The organism is Paraburkholderia sp. MM5496-R1, from assembly GCF_050436205.1.
Taxonomy (GTDB): domain Bacteria; phylum Pseudomonadota; class Gammaproteobacteria; order Burkholderiales; family Burkholderiaceae; genus Paraburkholderia; species Paraburkholderia tuberum.
In genome coordinates this window covers 572,146-589,598 of record NZ_JBNDLT010000003.1, presented here as the reverse complement: position 1 = coordinate 589,598, position 17,453 = coordinate 572,146, and the positions used below count along the sequence as shown (strand labels likewise).

The window sequence follows — 17,453 nt, the reverse complement described above, 5'->3', positions numbered from 1 at the left end:
GCGGCTGTCTGCGCGCCCGTATCGGCGAGGACTCAGCGAGAAGCCCGGCTACCCGCCAGCGTGCTCGCGGTCAAACGAGATGTCCATCGGTCTTTGTCTGCAAGGTACAAACGACATTTGTGTCATGATGGCAATATCGTCATTTTTATATAGGGGCACGATGCTGCGCTCGCTCGATACGCTCGACCCGGCCGTGAATGTCAACACGAACCTGATCCCGCGCGCAGACGCCGCGCCGTTCGTAAATTCCGACAACAGCTTTCGAATATATTTCCAGTAGCACCGAGGACGTCATGAATCTGCATCGAAGACAACTATTGATAGGCGCCGGCATTGCGGTTGCCGGCGCAATGATAGGTGCCCGTGCTTTGGGCAAAGCTAAGCGTCCGCGCGCTCACTTTGGTGCGCGCCGCGCCCGGCAGCCGAACATTTTGCTGGTTGTCACCGACCAGGAGAGACACGGTTCATTGCTTCCCCAAGGCCTCCATCTACCTCATCGAGATCGGCTGTATGAACGCGCGATGAGATTCTCGGGCATGAACGGAGTAACCGGCTTGTGCTCGATGGCGCGCGGGAACATTTACACGGGACTCCACTATCAATACAACGGTGTCTACGAGAACGTGCCCGTTCCGTTTGCGCACGACCTCTATAAGTCGGTTCCCACGCTGGGCACCATGTTGCAGGATGCCGGTTACGAAACCGCCTATTTCGGGAAGTGGCATCTGAGCCACCTACCGTCCCAGCCGGTCGGAACCGATCGGATGCGGGCCCTATTGGCCAGCTATGGTTTCGCCATCAGCGACCAGGATCGAGAATTCGACGGCGCCCTCGCCGGGTTCGATGCCGATCGCGGCATCGCGGAGAAGGCCGCGCAGTTCATCGGCAGCCGACGAAACGCCCGCCAACCGTGGTTTGCGGCCGTCAACTTCGTCAACCCGCACGACATCATGTATTTCCTGGCGACGCAGCGCCAGTTCGAGACCTATGTCCAGTTGCCGATCGGCGGCGTGTCGCTCAAGCCCGCGCCCGACGATCCGCTCTTTCGGCAGAACCTCGGCTTCGACCTGCCAGCCAATTTCGGCAAGGATGCCGACAGTGGGCGGGTGTCTGCGCACAAGCTCTTCGAGTTGGACTATGACATGGGGCTCGGACGCATTCCGCTCGATGATCGCGACGCCTGGCGGAACTATCAGAATTACTACTTCAACTGCCTGCGAGACGTGGATCGCAACATCGGCATCGTTTATGACGCGCTGGATGCCTCCGGAGGGTGGAACGACACAGTGGTCGTCTTTGTGAGCGATCACGGCGAGCTGAGCGGGGCGCACGGGCTGCGTGGCAAAGGCAACGTCGTCTACCGCGAGAACTGCTCCGTGCCGTTCGCAGTCTGGCATCCCGATATGCCCGCTGGCGGGGACACCGCTGCCCTTGCCAGTCACATCGACATCGCGCCCACGCTCCTTGCCTTCGCCGGAATCAGCGAAGGCGAGCGACGTGCGGCGTATCCGCAGCTGCAGGGAGTGGACTTGTCGGAGGCAATCCATGCCAGCGACCGCGGAACGACGGGCAGTGGCCGCAAAGGCGTTCTGTATCAGTGGGACAGCCGCATCTACGGCGTGCCCCCCCAGGCGATCCAGGAGGTGACCTCGGCGCACGGCGCCCTGTCGAGGACACTTTTGATGACCAAGGGTCTGCTCCTGGAAGGCATGAAAACGAGAAGCGGAATGCGCGGCGTGTTCGACGGCCGGTACAAGTTTGCCCGCTACTTTCGGCCTACTGAACACAATGTGCCGGGCTCGTTTGCCGACCTCGTGCGATTCAACGATCTGGAGCTGTACGACACCAGGGCCGACCCGCTGGAGCAGACCAATCTGGCCGCCCGGCCGGGAAACGAGGCGCTGCTTTGGAAAATGGCCATGTTGTGCAACGAATTGATTGCCCTGGAGATCGGCGAGGATCGTGCGCAAATGCTGCCTGGTCCCCAGCTGCTGTGGAACGTAGGTTGACACCCACAACCGAGTGCCCCGTCAGGGTGATTAATGTCACAAAGAGCCGGTCGGAACCGGCGAAACGGATAAGCGGAGTTCCTAGTGGAAACAATTGCGCAGATGAGCGCTCGACCCGATGGGTGCGATGATCCGTTGCGGGGGACAGTCGGAGCGCTGCCGTCGGTCGTCGACGTGCTGGTCGTCGGCTTTGGGCCAGTAGGCGCCGCGCTAGCCAATTTGCTCGCGAGTCATGGCGTGCAGGTCCTGGTCATCGACAAGGCAACCGACATCTTCATGGCGCCGCGGGCCATCGCGCTGGACAACGAGGCACTGCGTATCTTGCAACTGGCGGGCGTGGCCGAAGGCGATTTCGAGACGCTGGCCATACCCTATGTGCGGATGCGCTCGCCGGCGCTGGGCGAGTTCGGCAAGGCCAACACGCTGGGTAGCCTGGACGGTCACCCGAAGCTCGTGACGTTCTATCAGCCGGACCTCGAGCGGTGCCTGCGCAGCCGGCTGGCGGGGTGTGGCCACGTGCAGACCGCCCTCGGGGTTTCGCTCAGCGGATTCCAGGCAGGGCAAGAGTTTGTCGTCGCGTCGCTGGACCTGGGTCAGGGGCGTACGCATTCGGTCCAGGCCGGCTACCTGGTCGGCGCAGATGGTGCCAGCTCGCTCGTGCGCCAACTGATCGGGCAGGAGTTCAAAGGCAAGACCTTCGTCGAGGACTGGCTGATCGTCGATGCCCGCAACGTCCCACGCCCGATCGACCATGTCGAGTTCAATTGCGATCACCGGCGGCCGACTCCGCATATGCCCGCACCCGGCGGGCGTGAGCGCTGGGAATTCATGCTGCGGCCCGGGGAGACGCGCGAGGACATGGAGTCCGAGGCGCGCATTCGCGAGCTGCTCGCTCCGTGGGGCAGCATTGACGACATGGTCATCGAGCGCAAGGCTGTTTACCGCTTTCACGCCAGGACGGTGAACGCGTTCAGCCAAGGACGCGTTTTCCTGGCGGGCGATGCCGCGCACATCACGCCGCCATTCGTCGGGCAGGGACTGGTCGCCGGGCTGCGCGATGCCGCCAATCTGTCCTGGAAGCTCGCCTGGGTCATTCGCGGGCGCGCCGCTGCGCAGATTCTGGAGACCTACGATCAGGAACGGCGTCCCCATGTGAAGGCGATGATCAACTTCGCGAAGTTGATGGGGAAATTGGTGATGCCGCGCAATGGCGGTCTCGCGCTGTTCACACACGGCTTGATGCGTATGGTGCGGCTCGTGCCACAGCTGCGCGCGCATTTCGAAGAACTGGGCCTCAAGCCGAAGAACGCCTGTTCGCGCGGGCTCTTCGTCAAGGGCCGGACACGGACCAGGCTGGTGCGCGGCGCCGTCATTGCTCAGGGCTGGGTGCGCGGTTGCGACGGCACAACCTGCCTGAGCGACAACGTACTCGGCAAGGGCCTCACCCTGATCGGGTTCGGCAGCGACGCGGGCGCTGCGCTCGATAACGAGACGGCCACCGCGTTTGCCGCTGCCGGCGGCACTGTCGTTCAGATCGCGCATCGCGGGCAGCGGCTGCATCTTGCGCCAGGCGGCAGCTGGGAGGACCTGGACGGCGTCTTCCTTCCTCGCGTCGTATCGGTCGGCTGGGCCGCCGTGATCCGCCCTGACCGGACGATCCTCCACGACGGACCGGCGACCGAAGCGAGCCGGCTGGTGCGCGAGAGCCTGGCCTTGCTTGGCGCGCCGATCAGCGCCCCCGTCGGCGCGCCTGCGCCCTCTGTCGCACTTACCCTACCCTGCGCCTGAGGCTTCCCCCATGAACCTGACCACTGTACAACCGGCTCGCCATCCGCGCCCGACGACGAAAGCGTCGGCGCTGGCGTACCTGATCTTCGATCGCCCCGACCTCGCAAAAGCCGAGCAGTTTTTGAACGACTTCGGGCTTCGTACCGTGTCGCGCGACAGCGAGCGGATGTTCCTGCGGGGCACCGGAGCCGCGCCTTTCTGCTACGTGGCTCGCAAGGCGGCGAAGGCCCGTTTCGTCGGCTTCGGCTTGCGCGTGAACAGCAGGGCCGATCTTGAGGCGCTTTCGCGCGTGCCCGGTGCATCGGACGTGGAGTCGTCGAAGTGGCCGGGCGGCGGCTACCGTGTGGGCCTGGTCGACCCGTCGGGTTTCCGCGTCGACGCAATATTCGGCCAGGCGCCGGCGTCAGCGCTACCTCATCGGCCGCCGCTGCCGTTGAACTCCGTGGACGCCGCAGTGCGCATCAACGGGACGCAGCGCCCGCCGGTGGGGGCGCCGGACGTCATCCGCCTCGGGCACGTCGTGCTCGAACTGGCCGACTTTCAGCAGACCTGCGCGTGGTACACGCAGCACTTCGGGTTCATCCCAAGCGACGTGCAGGTGCTTCCTGACGGCTCGCCCGCGGTCACCTTCATGCGGCTCGATCTCGGCACCACGCCCGCGGACCACCACTCGCTCGCGTTGGCCCAAGGCTTCGCACCGCTCTACAGCCATAGCGCATACGAGGTGGTGGACGCCGATGCGGTCGGGATGGGACAACGCGTGCTGCGCGAGCAAGGCTGGACGCACGCCTGGGGTATCGGGCGACACATCCTCGGCAGCCAGGTGTTCGACTATTGGCAGGACCCGTGGGGCGACAAGCACGAGCACTACTGCGACGGCGACCTGTTCACCGAAGACGCACCGTTGGGGGTGCATGCCGTCAGCCGCGAAGCGATGTCGCAGTGGGGGCCGACCATGCCGCGCAGCTTCACCAAACCCAGGTTCACGCCGGCCAGTGTGGCAGCGCTCATCCGCAACCTCCGGCACAGTCCCGACGTGACGGTGGAGAAGCTGAAAACGCTCGCCAAGCTGTTCGCCTGACGCGAGTCATTTTGCAAAGCCATTCGAGGCGTATTTATGTCACTGCACGTTCTGCATTACAAGCATCAAGGCCGCGCCCAGTGGGGCGTCGTCCGCAAGGGCATCGTCACGCCGATTCCGGGCGAGTTCGAGACGACGGCCGACTTCATCCGCATGAACCCTATCGAGACGCTGTCCGCGTTGACCGGGCCGGCGATTCCCGAGTCCGAAGTGGAGTGGCTCTCGCCCGTCACGCGTAATCAGCAGTTCGTCTGTCAAGGCGCGAACTACCGCCAGCACATGATCGAATCGGGCATGGACCCGGATGCGAAGACGTTCAACATGATCTTCACGAAGGCGACGAGCTGTGTCGTCCCGGCCGACTCGCCCGTCGTGCGGCCCCAGGAAGTGCGCTTTCTCGACTACGAGATCGAACTGGGTCTGGTGATGAAGCGCGACATCACGTCCCGTCAGTCGATCACCGATGCGAATCTGCACGAGTACATCGCAGGCGCGGTGATCGTGAACGACTACTCGGCCCGCGACATCCAGATCCCGCAGATGCAGTTCTATAAAGGCAAGAGCTACCGCACTTTCGGCCCGGTCGGCCCTTACCTGTGTCTGCTCGAGCCGCGCGACATCCCGACGCTGCGACGACTCGATCTGACGCTGACCGTTAACGGCGCCGTACGCCAGAATGACTCGACGGCCAACCTCGTCTATGGTCCCGCGGAGACGCTGACCGAGCTGTCGGGTGTGCATGACCTGTATGTCGGCGACCTGCTCTCGACGGGCACGCCGTCCGGCTGTGCGCTCAGCGTTCCGTCCCCGGGCAAACAGAAGATTGCCGCACTGCTGCCTGAAGCAGTCAAGTGGAGGATGTTCATGAATGTGCAAGCGGGCAAGAGTCAGTATCTGAAGGCCGGCGACCTCGTCGAATCGCGTATCGCCAGCCCCGACGGTCTGATCGATCTCGGCGTGCAGCGCAATCGCATCGTCGGAGAGGCGGCATGAAAGGGATCGCAAGCCAGGCGGACGTCCTTGCGATCGAAGCGCAAGGAGTGCCGGCGGATCTGCCCGCGAGCACCTACGAGATGATCTGCCGCGGTGCGGCCGTCGATCCGTCAGCGCCCGCGCTCTCGTTCTTTCTGCGTGCCGACGATCACCGGAAGGCGGAGTGCTGGACCTACCGGGAGCTCCTCCGTGACATCACTCGAACCGCGAATCTGTTTGCGCGCCTGGGCGTGCGCAGCGACTCCGTGGTGGCCTATGTGCTGCCGAATCTGCCGGAAACCCATTTTGTCATCTGGGGCGGGGAGGCGGCCGGCATCGTCTGCGCCATCAATCCCCTGCTGGAGGGCACTGCCATTGCCGACCTGCTCAATGCATCGGGGGCCAAGGTGCTCGTGACGCTGGCCCCGTTCCCGGGGACCGACCTTTGGCCTAAAGTGCAGGCCGTCCTTGACCGGGTGAACTCCCTGCAGCATCTGGTGCTCGTCGATCTCGCAGACCGCGTGCGAGGCCCGAAGCGGCTCGCGGCCCGGTTCCTGCAACGCCGTGAGTGTTCGAGGCTGCATGGCGGCGGCGGTGTTCGCAGCGCCGTTCCTTCGCACGTCGCGATCCATGATTTCGGCAGTGCGATCGCCCGGGAGTCCGGGGCCGCACTGGACAGCCGGCGCCGCTTCAGCGCCCACGAGTCGTCCTCCTATTTTTGTACCGGCGGCACCACCGGGTTGCCGAAGATCGCCATGCGCCGCCACCGCAATGAGGTCGCCAACGCCTGGAGCGTCGGCCAATTGTTCGGCGACAGCATCGGCCCGGGCAAGACGGTGTTCTGCGGGCTGCCGCTCTTTCATGTCAATGCCGTTCTGGCGACGGGGCTCGTGCCGTTCTCGCGGGGCGCACACGTGGTGCTCGGTACACCGCAGGGTTATCGCGGCGAAGGCGTCGTCAAGCGTTTCTGGGAAATCGTCGAACACCACCGCATCAACTTTTTCAGCGGTGTCCCTACGCTCTACGCGTCGTTGCTCGACGTTCCCGTGGCCGGTCGCGATATCGGTTCGCTCGAATACGGCCTGTGCGGCGCGGCGCCGATGCCGGTCGAGGTGTTCCGTGTCTTCCAGGCGCGCACGGGCATCAGGATTCTCGAGGGCTACGGGCTCACCGAGGGGGTTTGCGTGAGCAGCGTCAATCCGCCGCTCGGAGAGCGCCGGCTGGGGTCGATCGGGCTGCGTATTCCAGGGCAGGCGATGAAGGCCGTTATCGTCGACGACACCGGCCGATATGTCCGCGACTGCGTCGCGAACGAAGCCGGGATTCTCGTGATCTCCGGCCCGAACGTCTTTGCCGGTTATGCGCAGCCCGAGCAGAACAGGGGGCTCTGGCTGGATCTGGGCGATGGCAAGCGCTGGCTCAATACGGGAGACCTGGGGTGCTGCGATGCCGACGGCTATTTCCGGCTCACCGGCCGCAAGAAGGACTTGATCATTCGGGGCGGCCACAACATCGATCCCGCGACGATCGAGGAACCGCTTCACCGCCACCCCGCAGTCCAGATCGCCGCGGCGATCGGGCGGCCCGACGCGCACGCCGGAGAGTTGCCGGTGGCTTACGTCCAGCTCAAGCCCGGCGCAAGCGCCACCGAGCAGGAACTGGCGGAGTTCGTGCGCCGCGAGATCAGCGAGCGGGCCGCACTGCCCAAGCAGATCCGGATCGTGGATGCGATGCCGCTCACTGCCGTCGGCAAGATATTCAAGCCGGAGCTGAAGCGGCGCGAAACGGCCGACGCGCTACGCTCGGCGCTCGTCGAAGCCGGCATTGCGGGCGCCCGCGTGAGCGTCGACGAGAACAAGTCGAGCGGCATCTCCCTGCATATCGAACTTCCGGAAGCTGCGCTTGAAGCGAGGGCCAGTGCGGTAGTGGGGCGGTTCCCGTTTCCCTTCTCGATCGCGGCAGCCGCAGAGGCGGTGCGGGTGGGCAACAGGAAGACGGCAGGCGCGGACAACGAGGGCGGCCAATAGTCGGGTCGACAGGAAGCTATACAGGTTTGTGGTGATATGAACGAAGACCTTTTGGAGGCATTTCTAGCCATGACTTCTGCGGGAAAGAAAGCATTGGAGCCGCCCCTTGGGTGGAGAAGCCTGCGCGCACCTCGGTTGAGCCCACTGCGCCGGGACCAACTCCCGTTGATTCCGCGCGTGATGTTGAGGATCTTGGGAAAACGCGCACGCGTCAATGCACCCAATCTCTTCTTGACGTTGATGCGGCACCGGCGGCTCATCCGTCCCTGGCGGAAGTTCGCCTCGACGCTGATGCCTTACGGGACGCTGAGCCGCATTGACTGTGAACTGGCCATCTTGCGCGTTGCGTGGAACTGCCGAAGCAAATACGAGTGGTTTCAGCATGTCAGCATCGGGCTGGGCGCCGGCTTGAGCCCGACCGACATCGCGAGGGTCGCCGAAGGCCGTGATTCGCCCGCATGGAGCGCACACCACGCGGCCGTGCTCAGAGCGGCGGATGAAATCCATCATGACCGGGTCATTGCCGATGCGACGTGGAGGCAACTTGCCGAGCAGTACGACGACAAGAAGCTGATTGAACTCTGCATGTTGATCGGCCACTACGAGATGTTGGCGTCTGTGCTCAATTCACTGGGGATCCAGGTGGAAGAATCGCTTGGCAAGCGCGTCCTCGCCGCCGGTATTGGCGGCCCCGTGAACGATGACCGAGCCCAAAGCGCGCGATCGGCGCGAGCCCAATGAACGCGGGGCGGCAGCGCTGACACCCCGTCAGTGGCTTCAGGCTGTCACGCCGCGCCTCCTGACGGTGTTCTCCTTCGCAGTGGCCGGTTGGTTGAGCACCTCTGACATCAGGCCCGTTGGGAAACTCGCGAGCGTCGGGAGCGCTCGTGTCGCTAGCCGATCGGCAGTTTTGCCCGGCAGGCCGAGCGCGCGAAGGGCTGCCGCTGCACTTTGTTCGGCGAAATCCGGATCGCAGCCCGGCTGCAACATTGAATGCGTTGCGCCGAGGACGGCGCCGGCGACAACGTTGAGCGCCAGCGCAAGCGGCATTGGCCTGAAGCGGTTTGTTCGTATCCCGTTGGCCAGGTCCCGTCGCGCGAAATCGAGCAGAAGCCCCGGTCCTTGCGCATCGGGCCAGCTCACGCGCACGAGGAAGCTGGCAACGACCGGGTAGTGCAGAGCGAGTCGCGACACCAGACGAATGCCGCAGGCGATTCGTTCAGCCGGGTCTTCGGATTGCAGGACGACCGGCTCGGCGAAAGCAATCAGCTCGTTTGCGACCGTCCCGGCCAGTTCCCGGATCAGCGCTTCCGGAGAGGCAAAGTATTTGTAGAACGTTCCCCGGGAGACTTCCGCGGCAGAGATCACATCATCGATCGACGTCGATGCGGGGCCTTTCTCCGCCACGAGACGAAGTGCGCTCTTCAGCAAGCGCGCCCGCATGCGCTCTCGGCGCTCTGCTGCGACGCGTGGGCGATGGTCATGAGTTTTCATTCACACGATTGTACGCTGTCCGTACTCGATCAAACGACGATCCTGTCATGATGACTACAAAATCACTCGGACACGCGCGAAAACCACGCCAACCCCGCCACGATGGCACGGGCCGCATGACGTGCCGTTGACGTCATTCATACGTCGGGCTCGGACCAGCGCGAGGCGTGTTTTTTTCAACCGCCAGGCGCCCAACCGGAGGCGACGGCACTGGAGTAGCAGCGTTCCGGATGCATTGTCGAACAGGTATGAGTGTCGGTATTGTCATTATGACATATATGTTATTATATGCGCGCGCACTGTTCGCCATGTCGGTCGAACAGTGCGCTGCGGAGGAAGCAAGCCTGCTCCCATCCTGTGAGCTCCTTGTCTTCCCACCTGCAACGGTTAGTTCAGCCGCCATCGAGCGACGCCATCGAGCGCGCGTTTGCATTGAAGGCTAATTGACTCTCAGAAGGATTTCCTATGGCAGGCTCATGCAAGACCATTGCGATCTATGGCGGCGGAATCGGCGGTGCATTGCTCGCGCGGCGCCTGAGCAAAGACTTCAATGTCACGCTGATCGATCCGCTCGACTACTTCGAAGTACCGATGTCGGTGCCGCGAAGCCTCGTCGATCCTGAATTTGCCGAACCCGCGATGATCCCGTTCGCCGTCGCGTTGCCAAACGTCACGCGCGTCCGGGCGCGGCTTGTCGAATGGACCGCGAACGGGGGCAGGATTGCCGACGCGGACGGCCTGAGGAGCCTGGTGCGCGCCGATGTTTCCGTGCTTGCGACGGGCAGTCGTTTCTCCAGTTCGCTGATGCGATCGGAGGGCGAGACGATGGACGAGCGCAAAGCGTTCTATCGTCGCTTTCATGCGAGGTTGCTGGCCGCGGACAGGATCCTTATCGTCGGCGGCGGCCCCATCGGAATCGAAGTGGCAGGCGAGATCAGCGAAGCCTTCCCGCAAAAGCGCGTCACGGTCATCGAGGCAGGTGCACGAATCCTTGGCGGAACGTCTTTGCGACTGTCCGAGCATGCCCGAGGAGTTCTCGCGGCGCGCGGGGTGACGATCGTGACTGATGAGCGCCTTGCCGATGGCGCTGCGCCGTTACACGAGACTTTCGCACCCGCCGGGGAGGCGCTGACGAACCGTGGACGGTCGATCCGTTATGACCTCCTGATCTCGTGCATCGGCGGGCGGCCCAACACCGACTTCATGCGCTCTCAGTTCGGGCATCTGCTCGATTCAATGGGGCGCATCCGCGTCGACGGCCACCTGCGCGTGGCTGACGAGGATCGCGTCTTCGCACTGGGCGACATCACCGATCTGGCGGAGAACAAGATGGCTTGGCATATCCACGGGCAAGTCATCGTCGCCGAATCTAATATCCGTGCGGTACTGTCGGGCAGAGCCGGACCGCTGAAGGTCTATCGTCCGAAGACCAACGTCCCGACCATGGTGGTGACTCTCGGTAGTCGCGAGGGCGTCGCGCATCTGCCGGTGCTTGGCTTGGTGACGACGCCGTGGGTCAACAGGATGGCGAAATCGGCGCACATGCTTGTTCCGAAATTTCGCAAGGCGCTCGGGCTTGTCCAGGGCTAAGGACGGCCGGCGGGCCACCGTCGCTACCAGCGGTCTGCGGCGGGAAGTGCGCGGAGCTGGTTCCGGGACTGGTAACACTTGACGCCGCATCGTTGCGAAGTCCGCCGGGCATGGCGGCAAGGCAGGCTTGCGCCGCCTGTACGCAAGCCCGCCGTCCGGATGCCGTGGCCAGCAACACTTCGTCAGCAGCCGGCGCAGCAACCTCTGACGCGCTCGGCCGCTTTTAGGGAATCCACGTAGTGACATAGTCGTCACCGTGACGATAATGACACTATGCAGCGCGTGGCATGCTAATCCGCCAGCAAGGCGCCAATGTCATGAGTTAGAAATTCGCATTCAAAGCTCTCGCCATGCTCACCCGCACACACCGAAACCCCGCATACACATACTGATAATGCGGCTGAAACCAGTTGCGAAATTCCGGCCGCAGCATGCACAGCGCGGTACGCGCCGAGCCGCCCTTCAGCACGTAGTGCTGCCCATCGAAGAAGTTGGCCGAATAGCCGGGATAGAACGGAAACGCTTCGAAGCCCGGCAGCGCTTCGAAAAGCGTCGAGGTCCATTCCCAGCCGTTGCCGAACTGACCTTCCGCGCCGAACGTGCTGACGTTGTCCGGATGCGCGTCGACGGGCCGTGGATCCCAACTGCGGAAATCGAAGTTCCCCGATGCCGCTTGCGGCGCACCGTGCGCCGCGCGTTGCCATTGCGCCTCGGTCGGCAGGGTTTTGCCGGCCCAGCGCGCGTAGGCGCTCGCTTCGGCGTGGCTCACGTAGACGGGCCAGTCGAGCGGCAAGGGCACGTCGTCGAACATCGTGCGCAGCGTCCATGCGGGGCGACCGTCTTGCGCCGTGCGTTGCGACCAGCCAGCGGGATGCTCGATGCGCTCCGCTTCCTTCCATGCCCAGTCCTTCGGCGACCACCACTTCGGCTCGCGATAACCGCCGTCTTCGATGAACTCGAGGAACGCACCGTTCGTGACCATGTATCGATCGATCTCGAACCCGGGCACGTCCACGCTCATTTCGCCGAACTCATTATCCCAGCCGAAGCGGCCGGCCTCGCGCGGCATGCCGAGCACGGCCGTGCCGGCCGGCACGCTAACCATCGACGACAACGCGTCGCGCTGCTCATCGCTCGTCTCCACCGGCTCGCGCAACGCGGTGTTCTTCTGCGCGAGAGGCAACTGATGGAGCATGTACGCGAGCGTTTCCGCATGCATCAACCGATGCTCGATCGCGACGTTCAGCAGCTGCACGGCCGCCTCGTCGTGCGCCGGGCTGCCGAGTTCGTGGAGCGCGGTGTCGATCTGCCGGCGCGCGCGCGTCGCGTACTCGCGCACGGCGGCGAGCGACGGCCAATCGCCGGGTTGATCGGTGGGAAAGCCGCCGTCTACCGGATCGATGCCGAAGGCGAACAACTGGTCGAGTTCCGGCGCGAAAGCCGGCAGATCGAACAGACGCTGGTCGAGCAGATTGCGATCGAACGCTTCGAGATGGCCGATGTAGAACACGACGCGGTGACGCTCGCGGATCGGCCGTTCATAGAGGTAGTCGGGTTTGACGATCGCAAACAGGTCGTCGGTGACTTGACGCGCGTCGAGCAGGCGCTGCACGAGCGGATGATGCGGGACAGGGTCGCGATTCATTGGGGCCGGGTCTCCATGCAACACGGTTGCCGTGGGGGGACGGTCTGAAAACTCTACCCGCTCGCAGGCGGCGTGCCAAGACTAACAGCGCGACCGTCCAGGCCACTCTGGCCGCTAGATCTGCCGCAAGCCTTGGAGATCGACGATGTGAATGTGCTTGCCCCGCGTGTCGATCAGGCCGCGTTTTTGAAATCTTGACAGGGTACGGCTGACCGTTTCGAGCGTCATGCCGAGGTAGCTGCCCATGTCCTCGCGCGTCATTCGCAGATTGAATTCCGACCACGAGTAGCCGCGCTGCGCATTGCGCTGTGACATGTCCAGCAGGAAGGCGGCGACGCGTTCGTCGGCGGACAGCGAGCCGAGCACCATCATCTGCGCGGCTTCGCTGACGATCTGCGCGCCCAGTAGCTTGTGCATGCGCTCCTGGATCGAACTGATTTCGCGACACAGCAGCTTCAGCGCGCTATAGGGAACGATGCACACCGTGCTGTCTTCCAGCGCGACGGCGCTGCACGCATGGAGGTCCGCGCTGATGCCGTCGAGCCCGAGCGGCTCGCCGGCCAGACGCAGCCCGGTGACCTGCTCGCGGCCGTCGCGGTGGACCATCACGGTCTTCATCGAGCCGGAGCGCACCGCGTAGATATTGTCGAAGCGGTCGCCGCTGCGATACAGCGCTTCGCCGCGCGGCACCGAGCGCGCCGAACAGATCAGCGTTTCGAGCTTCGGCAGTTCCTCCGCCGACAGCCCCTGCGGCATGCAGATCTCACGCATCGAACAGCTGGAGCAGCGCGCGGCGGTACGTGCGGCTGCGCGTGCCGCCACGGCCTCGCGGTTGCCGGCGGAGCGGGTCGAGGAACGGGTCACAGCAGTAGGATTCAGCATGTTCGATTATTGGTAGTGGTGAAATTGTCCCACCCGCTATGACCCGCAACTGGCGGCAAAGTGACGCGTTCGCTGCTCGGCAGTCCGAGCAACGGCGGTGCTCTGACGAAGGTGAGAAGGTGAGTCGCCGCGGCCTATATCGACGTCGCCCGTCGACGCGTAGCGTGGCTCGATTCCGGCAAGGCAGGGCGTGGCGTGCCGCCCTGCGCCTGATGAAAGAGTCAGGCGGGTTCCTTGTCGGTGCCCGCGGCGGACGGTACCAGCAGAACCGGAAGAGTGGCCTGGCGCACGCAGCGTTCAGCGACGCTGCCGAGAATCAGCCGCTGAAAGCCACGCCGGCCGTGCGTGCCCATCACGAGCAGGTCGGCGTTGAATTCGGCGGCGGCCTGCAGCACGATCTCGGCGACATCGCCGAGCGACGAAGCCTCGGAGACCGCCGGGTCGCCCTTCACACCTTGCTCGGCCATCACTTTCGAAAACTCGGCACGCAGCTCCTGGCCTTCCTCGATCAGGCGGTTGCGCAGGATCGACGGGTCGTAGCCGGGCGCCTCGAAGTACATCGGGGTGTTTTCGACGACATAAAATGGCCGCAACACCGCGCCATTCGATTTGGCGAGATCGAGCGCCGCTTCGAACGCACGGCGCGAGGTATTGCTGCCGTCGACCGCTACAAGGATGCGTGTGTACATATCGGCTCCGCGTCAAAAATGCGTCTGCCACATTGCTAACCGCGGCAGGTTTATTGATCTTTTATACCAATGAAGCTTAGATGATTGCCCGAAAAGATGCACCGGACCAGGATGTAAATCAAACATTTGCCAAATATTCCGGCGCGGCGCGGACAAAATGGCGGACCCGGCGGCGTGCGCGAAGCAGCCTGGCATGCTTACAACCCGTAAAACTTTGCTGAAGCCGAAACAGGGTTGGCCTTACAATCAAGCCATATTCAGACAAGCTGGCCAGTCCGCTGATGAACGATCGAAAAACCAAGGGCTTACCCGACCAGATCTACGGCGACATTCTCAACCGCATCCTCGAAGGCGAGTACAAGGAAGGCGAGCGATTGCCGACCGAGCACGCGCTGGCGGAACGTTTCGCCACGTCCCGGCCGACCGTGCGCGAAGCGCTCGCGCGATTGCGGGCCGACGGCATCATCTCGACGCGGCACGGCTCTGGCACGACCGTCGCGCGGCGCCCCGATCCGGACGTACGCCGCTTCGCGCCGCTCGAAACGCTGTCCGATATCCGCCGCTGCTATGAGTTTCGCATCGTGACCGAGGCGGGCGCGGCCGCGCAGGCAGCGCTGAAGGCCGACGCCGACGACATCGCCGCGATCCAGCACGCGTGGGACGAGCTCGAGCGCATCATCGAGGCGCAGGGGATCGGCGCGAAGGATGACTTCCTGTTTCATCAGGCGGTCGCGCGCGCGTCGAAGAATCCGTTTTTCATCACGGTGATGTCGTTCATCGAGGAGCAGATCCTGTTCAGCATGAACCTGTCGCGCAATCTGTCGCTCGTCAAGACGGTGGAGCGGCAGCGGCTGGTGCAGGCCGAACACATGGCGGTGCTCGACGCAATCCGCCGCAAGGACGCGGCGGGCGCGGGGGCCGCAATGCGCGCGCATCTCGAGAACGCGCTGGAACGGATGTTCGGTTCCTGAGTCCGCGCGCGGGTGAAGGCGTCGCGACTTTTGTCAGGCCGCGCTTCGGCGCGGCTCAAGCAGCGACGGCGACCGGCCCGAACAGCGAGGTCAGCGTTTTCGCGCTCACCGCGACGTCGAGCGCGACGGCCCGCTCGATGCCAATCTGCAGCGGCGGCCCGAGCCGGCTGATGTCGAGGCCGGCACGGCGCAGCATGCGCTCAATCGGCGTGGTGGTCACCGTGACGTAATGCGTAATGCCCATGCGCTGCGCGAAGCGCATCACTTCCTGAATTGCGCGGATTGTCATATCCGTGAAACCAAACGACTGTTCCTCACCGCCGGTTTCGATCGCCCAGCGGCTCAGTTCCCAGATATGTCGCCCGACCGGCGCGGCCGCGCCATGCAGTAGCTGCGGGAAGGTGTCTTTCAGCATGTTCGGACCTTCGGTCGGCATCAGGCGCCAACAGCCGCGCAGCCGTTCGTCTTCGCCCTGAATCAGCATGTAGTACGGCCCGAGCGCGTCGTAGCCGTCTATCTCCATTCCCGCGATGGTCGGAATTTCCCAGCCGAGCCGGCCGTGAAAGACCCGGGCGCGCAAGCGGTACATCTCGTTGATCAGTTCGTTGTCGAATTCCTGCCGGAGTCCAATTCGGATCGTGGTTTGCATGACGTTCTCCTGTACGCGTTGGGGGGGCTGCCAGATACGCAGGAAAACTTATGCATTCTGAATCTTTGCGCCACCTACCTACCTGGATAGGTGTGGATGCTTATCGGGTATATCAGAATTCAGACACGTCTCCGCCCCCAACCTACAAGGGTCCAAAATGGAACTCCTCGACAATCACTGGCAACCGCAAACCCACCTCCAGGCGCGTCCTTCGGAGGTCTCTTCGGCAGTGGATCGCGTTCTGATCATTGCCTATCGGAAGAAGAAAAAAGAGAGCCAGCGCCGTTTCTGGGCTCGCTTTGGCGTCACGCAATCGCGCGGCAGCCGCTTCGAGTCGGGCGCGGAGATCCCGGCGCCGGTTTCGATCCTGCTGGGTCTGTACTTCATGAAGACCGTGTCGGACGCCGATCTGGGTCGCGCCGAGCGTGTGATGTACAGCCGCGACGCGGCCGCGCTGCTCAACCCGGGTCAATAAGCCCAAGCTGCGCCGCGATCACGGCTGCCGCACGCCGCGAATTCACGCCGAATTTCCCCCTGATGTTTTTCATATGGAAGTTCACCACCGCTTCCGAGCAACTCAGGATGTGAGATATCTCCCACGTGGATTTGCCGCGTGCGGTCCATTTCAGACATTCTCGCTCGCGCGGCGTGAGCTTCGGCATCAAGGTCTGCGCATGTGAATTCAGATGCTGTTTGCTGGTGTCGATCACCAGGTCGCGCAACAGCACGAGGTTCGGCAACGCGGCGTTCACATGGCGCCTGAACCCGTCTGACGGCTTGTCGTCATTGACGAAGCACATCATGCCGGCTTCCTGATTCGGCCCATGAATTGGCAGCGTCACGCCCGCGCTCAGGCCGTACGAGCGAGCTTCCTCATACAGGGATTGCTGCGCCGGGCTGGCGAAAATCTCGGGCGTCCAGACCAGCGGCGATGAGCGTGACAGGCAGTGTGCGACCGTCGGATCGATATGCACCATGCCTTGCTCGTCGTACGTCTGGCGCCATGCCGGTGCGTAAGTGCTGCGCAGGTAAGCGTCCTCGAGACGCATGGTTGGCCGCGGCAGCATCGCGACCAGAATCTTGTCGAAGCCCCACGTTTCGGCAAAGCCCGTAATCACGCCGAACCATTCCGCCTCGTCGGCGGCGTCCAGTAGCGGTGCCATCTGCTCGATAAAGTGTAGCGGCAATTTTTTGGCTCTCTCAGGCTCGCAAACATCCCGTCCGCGGTTATTGGCAGACAAACTTCGGTCCGCTCTTTTGGTCCGCATAATCTATCACTAAAAACTCGAACGTAATGCGCCGGTGCGCCGCGGGGTAAACGATAGCCGCCACGTGATAGCAACGCCGGCGTCGCCTATTATTATCCTGATTGAAATAAATCTTTAACCCGGCCGGGCTTCTCGGGTGCGCGGCGCGGCTAATCGGCATCCGGCGACAGATTTTAATATGTTTCGTTGACAGCATTATTTCGTCGCGCTTTAAACTAAATCGTGTTTACTCGATTATCTCGGAAAGCGGGTTATTGCTCGCGGAAATTTCGTGATCGGCTCCCGCGCAATTCGCCGCGACGGCATGCTGGGCGATCGTCACGCGCAGGTTGTTTGACAACATTGTGATGCCGATGCTACCGTGAAACCTCCGCCTAGCGCGTTTCCG

15 protein-coding genes are annotated in these 17,453 nt (G+C 63.2%); 9 read left to right on the top strand and 6 right to left on the bottom strand.

The features are described 5' to 3' along the window. The first annotated feature begins 293 nt into the window (after positions 1-293). From OKW38_RS28955 to OKW38_RS28930, 6 genes are all read left to right on the top strand, one after another. Positions 294-2,009 carry a sulfatase-like hydrolase/transferase gene (locus OKW38_RS28955; RefSeq protein WP_429364315.1) on the top strand — a complete coding sequence of 572 codons (1,716 nt, stop codon included), beginning with the start codon at positions 294-296 and terminating at the stop codon, positions 2,007-2,009. A gap of 102 nt (positions 2,010-2,111) precedes the next feature. Then, positions 2,112-3,797: a bifunctional 3-(3-hydroxy-phenyl)propionate/3-hydroxycinnamic acid hydroxylase gene (locus tag OKW38_RS28950; RefSeq protein ID WP_429365546.1), complete on the top strand. Its 1,686-nt coding sequence runs from the start codon at positions 2,112-2,114 to the stop codon at positions 3,795-3,797. A 10-nt stretch (positions 3,798-3,807) separates the two neighbouring features. Continuing rightward, positions 3,808-4,878 carry a VOC family protein gene (locus tag OKW38_RS28945; RefSeq protein ID WP_184063243.1) on the top strand — a complete coding sequence of 357 codons (1,071 nt, stop codon included), beginning with the start codon at positions 3,808-3,810 and terminating at the stop codon, positions 4,876-4,878. Positions 4,879-4,914: 36 nt separating this feature from the next. After that, the gene (locus tag OKW38_RS28940) at positions 4,915-5,871 is read left to right on the top strand and encodes a fumarylacetoacetate hydrolase family protein (RefSeq protein WP_429364313.1); all 957 of its coding nucleotides are present in this window, start codon (positions 4,915-4,917) and stop codon (positions 5,869-5,871) included. After that, on the top strand, positions 5,868-7,877 hold the full coding sequence (locus tag OKW38_RS28935; protein WP_429364311.1) for an acyl-CoA synthetase: 2,010 nt from the start codon (positions 5,868-5,870) through the stop codon (positions 7,875-7,877). The genes OKW38_RS28940 and OKW38_RS28935 overlap by 4 nt, the downstream gene beginning before the upstream one ends. 36 nt (positions 7,878-7,913) lie before the next feature. Beyond that, on the top strand, positions 7,914-8,618 hold the full coding sequence (locus tag OKW38_RS28930; RefSeq protein ID WP_429364310.1) for a carboxymuconolactone decarboxylase family protein: 705 nt from the start codon (positions 7,914-7,916) through the stop codon (positions 8,616-8,618). Positions 8,619-8,654: 36 nt separating this feature from the next. Here OKW38_RS28930 and OKW38_RS28925 read toward each other — a convergent pair whose 3' ends face one another. Further along, positions 8,655-9,308, bottom strand: coding sequence for a TetR/AcrR family transcriptional regulator (locus tag OKW38_RS28925; RefSeq protein ID WP_429364308.1), 654 nt, complete (start codon positions 9,306-9,308; stop codon positions 8,655-8,657). Between the two features lie 528 nt (positions 9,309-9,836). Between OKW38_RS28925 and OKW38_RS28920 the strand changes: the two genes are divergently transcribed. Further along, the gene (locus tag OKW38_RS28920; protein ID WP_429364306.1) at positions 9,837-10,961 is read left to right on the top strand and encodes an NAD(P)/FAD-dependent oxidoreductase; all 1,125 of its coding nucleotides are present in this window, start codon (positions 9,837-9,839) and stop codon (positions 10,959-10,961) included. Positions 10,962-11,283: 322 nt separating this feature from the next. Here the strand turns inward: OKW38_RS28920 and OKW38_RS28915 are convergent, their stop codons facing one another. The 3 genes from OKW38_RS28915 to OKW38_RS28905 all read right to left on the bottom strand — a co-directional run bounded on the left by OKW38_RS28915 (position 11,284) and on the right by OKW38_RS28905 (position 14,177). Further along, positions 11,284-12,606: an SUMF1/EgtB/PvdO family nonheme iron enzyme gene (locus OKW38_RS28915; protein ID WP_429364304.1), complete on the bottom strand. Its 1,323-nt coding sequence runs from the start codon at positions 12,604-12,606 to the stop codon at positions 11,284-11,286. Positions 12,607-12,720: 114 nt separating this feature from the next. Further along, a complete protein-coding gene (locus OKW38_RS28910; RefSeq protein WP_176079012.1) occupies positions 12,721-13,488 on the bottom strand; it encodes a helix-turn-helix domain-containing protein in 768 nt (255 codons plus the stop codon). Between the two features lie 221 nt (positions 13,489-13,709). Further along, complete coding sequence (locus tag OKW38_RS28905) at positions 13,710-14,177, bottom strand: universal stress protein (protein WP_090807329.1); 468 nt, start codon at positions 14,175-14,177, stop codon at positions 13,710-13,712. Between the two features lie 281 nt (positions 14,178-14,458). On the opposite strand from OKW38_RS28905, the gene OKW38_RS28900 reads away from it, so the two are divergent. After that, complete coding sequence (locus OKW38_RS28900; RefSeq protein ID WP_090807327.1) at positions 14,459-15,148, top strand: FadR/GntR family transcriptional regulator; 690 nt, start codon at positions 14,459-14,461, stop codon at positions 15,146-15,148. Positions 15,149-15,203: 55 nt separating this feature from the next. On the opposite strand, the gene OKW38_RS28895 is transcribed toward OKW38_RS28900, so the two are convergent. Continuing rightward, positions 15,204-15,797, bottom strand: a complete 594-nt coding sequence (locus tag OKW38_RS28895) for an acyl-homoserine-lactone synthase (protein ID WP_090807325.1) — start codon at positions 15,795-15,797, stop codon at positions 15,204-15,206. A gap of 157 nt (positions 15,798-15,954) precedes the next feature. On the opposite strand from OKW38_RS28895, the gene OKW38_RS28890 reads away from it, so the two are divergent. Continuing rightward, the gene (locus tag OKW38_RS28890; protein WP_013092374.1) at positions 15,955-16,272 is read left to right on the top strand and encodes a hypothetical protein; all 318 of its coding nucleotides are present in this window, start codon (positions 15,955-15,957) and stop codon (positions 16,270-16,272) included. Here the strand turns inward: OKW38_RS28890 and OKW38_RS28885 are convergent. Then, complete coding sequence (locus tag OKW38_RS28885) at positions 16,256-16,960, bottom strand: helix-turn-helix transcriptional regulator (protein WP_429364302.1); 705 nt, start codon at positions 16,958-16,960, stop codon at positions 16,256-16,258. The two genes, OKW38_RS28890 and OKW38_RS28885, sit on opposite strands and share 17 nt — an antisense overlap. Positions 16,961-17,453 lie beyond the last annotated feature (493 nt).

What these genes read in the sequence shown, in the direction of transcription:
- OKW38_RS28900 (WP_090807327.1), top strand. Translation starts at nt 14,459, where the DNA reads ATGAACGATCGAAAAACCAAGGGCTTACCCGACCAGATCTACGGCGAC.
- OKW38_RS28940 (WP_429364313.1), top strand. Translation starts at nt 4,915, where the DNA reads ATGTCACTGCACGTTCTGCATTACAAGCATCAAGGCCGCGCCCAGTGG.
- OKW38_RS28930 (WP_429364310.1), top strand. Translation starts at nt 7,914, where the DNA reads ATGAACGAAGACCTTTTGGAGGCATTTCTAGCCATGACTTCTGCGGGA.
- OKW38_RS28945 (WP_184063243.1), top strand. Translation starts at nt 3,808, where the DNA reads ATGAACCTGACCACTGTACAACCGGCTCGCCATCCGCGCCCGACGACG.
- OKW38_RS28910 (WP_176079012.1), bottom strand. Translation starts at nt 13,488, where the DNA reads ATGCTGAATCCTACTGCTGTGACCCGTTCCTCGACCCGCTCCGCCGGC.
- OKW38_RS28885 (WP_429364302.1), bottom strand. Translation starts at nt 16,960, where the DNA reads ATGGCACCGCTACTGGACGCCGCCGACGAGGCGGAATGGTTCGGCGTG.
- OKW38_RS28890 (WP_013092374.1), top strand. Translation starts at nt 15,955, where the DNA reads ATGGAACTCCTCGACAATCACTGGCAACCGCAAACCCACCTCCAGGCG.
- OKW38_RS28950 (WP_429365546.1), top strand. Translation starts at nt 2,112, where the DNA reads ATGAGCGCTCGACCCGATGGGTGCGATGATCCGTTGCGGGGGACAGTC.
- OKW38_RS28915 (WP_429364304.1), bottom strand. Translation starts at nt 12,606, where the DNA reads ATGAATCGCGACCCTGTCCCGCATCATCCGCTCGTGCAGCGCCTGCTC.
- OKW38_RS28895 (WP_090807325.1), bottom strand. Translation starts at nt 15,797, where the DNA reads ATGCAAACCACGATCCGAATTGGACTCCGGCAGGAATTCGACAACGAA.
- OKW38_RS28935 (WP_429364311.1), top strand. Translation starts at nt 5,868, where the DNA reads ATGAAAGGGATCGCAAGCCAGGCGGACGTCCTTGCGATCGAAGCGCAA.
- OKW38_RS28905 (WP_090807329.1), bottom strand. Translation starts at nt 14,177, where the DNA reads ATGTACACACGCATCCTTGTAGCGGTCGACGGCAGCAATACCTCGCGC.
- OKW38_RS28955 (WP_429364315.1), top strand. Translation starts at nt 294, where the DNA reads ATGAATCTGCATCGAAGACAACTATTGATAGGCGCCGGCATTGCGGTT.
- OKW38_RS28920 (WP_429364306.1), top strand. Translation starts at nt 9,837, where the DNA reads ATGGCAGGCTCATGCAAGACCATTGCGATCTATGGCGGCGGAATCGGC.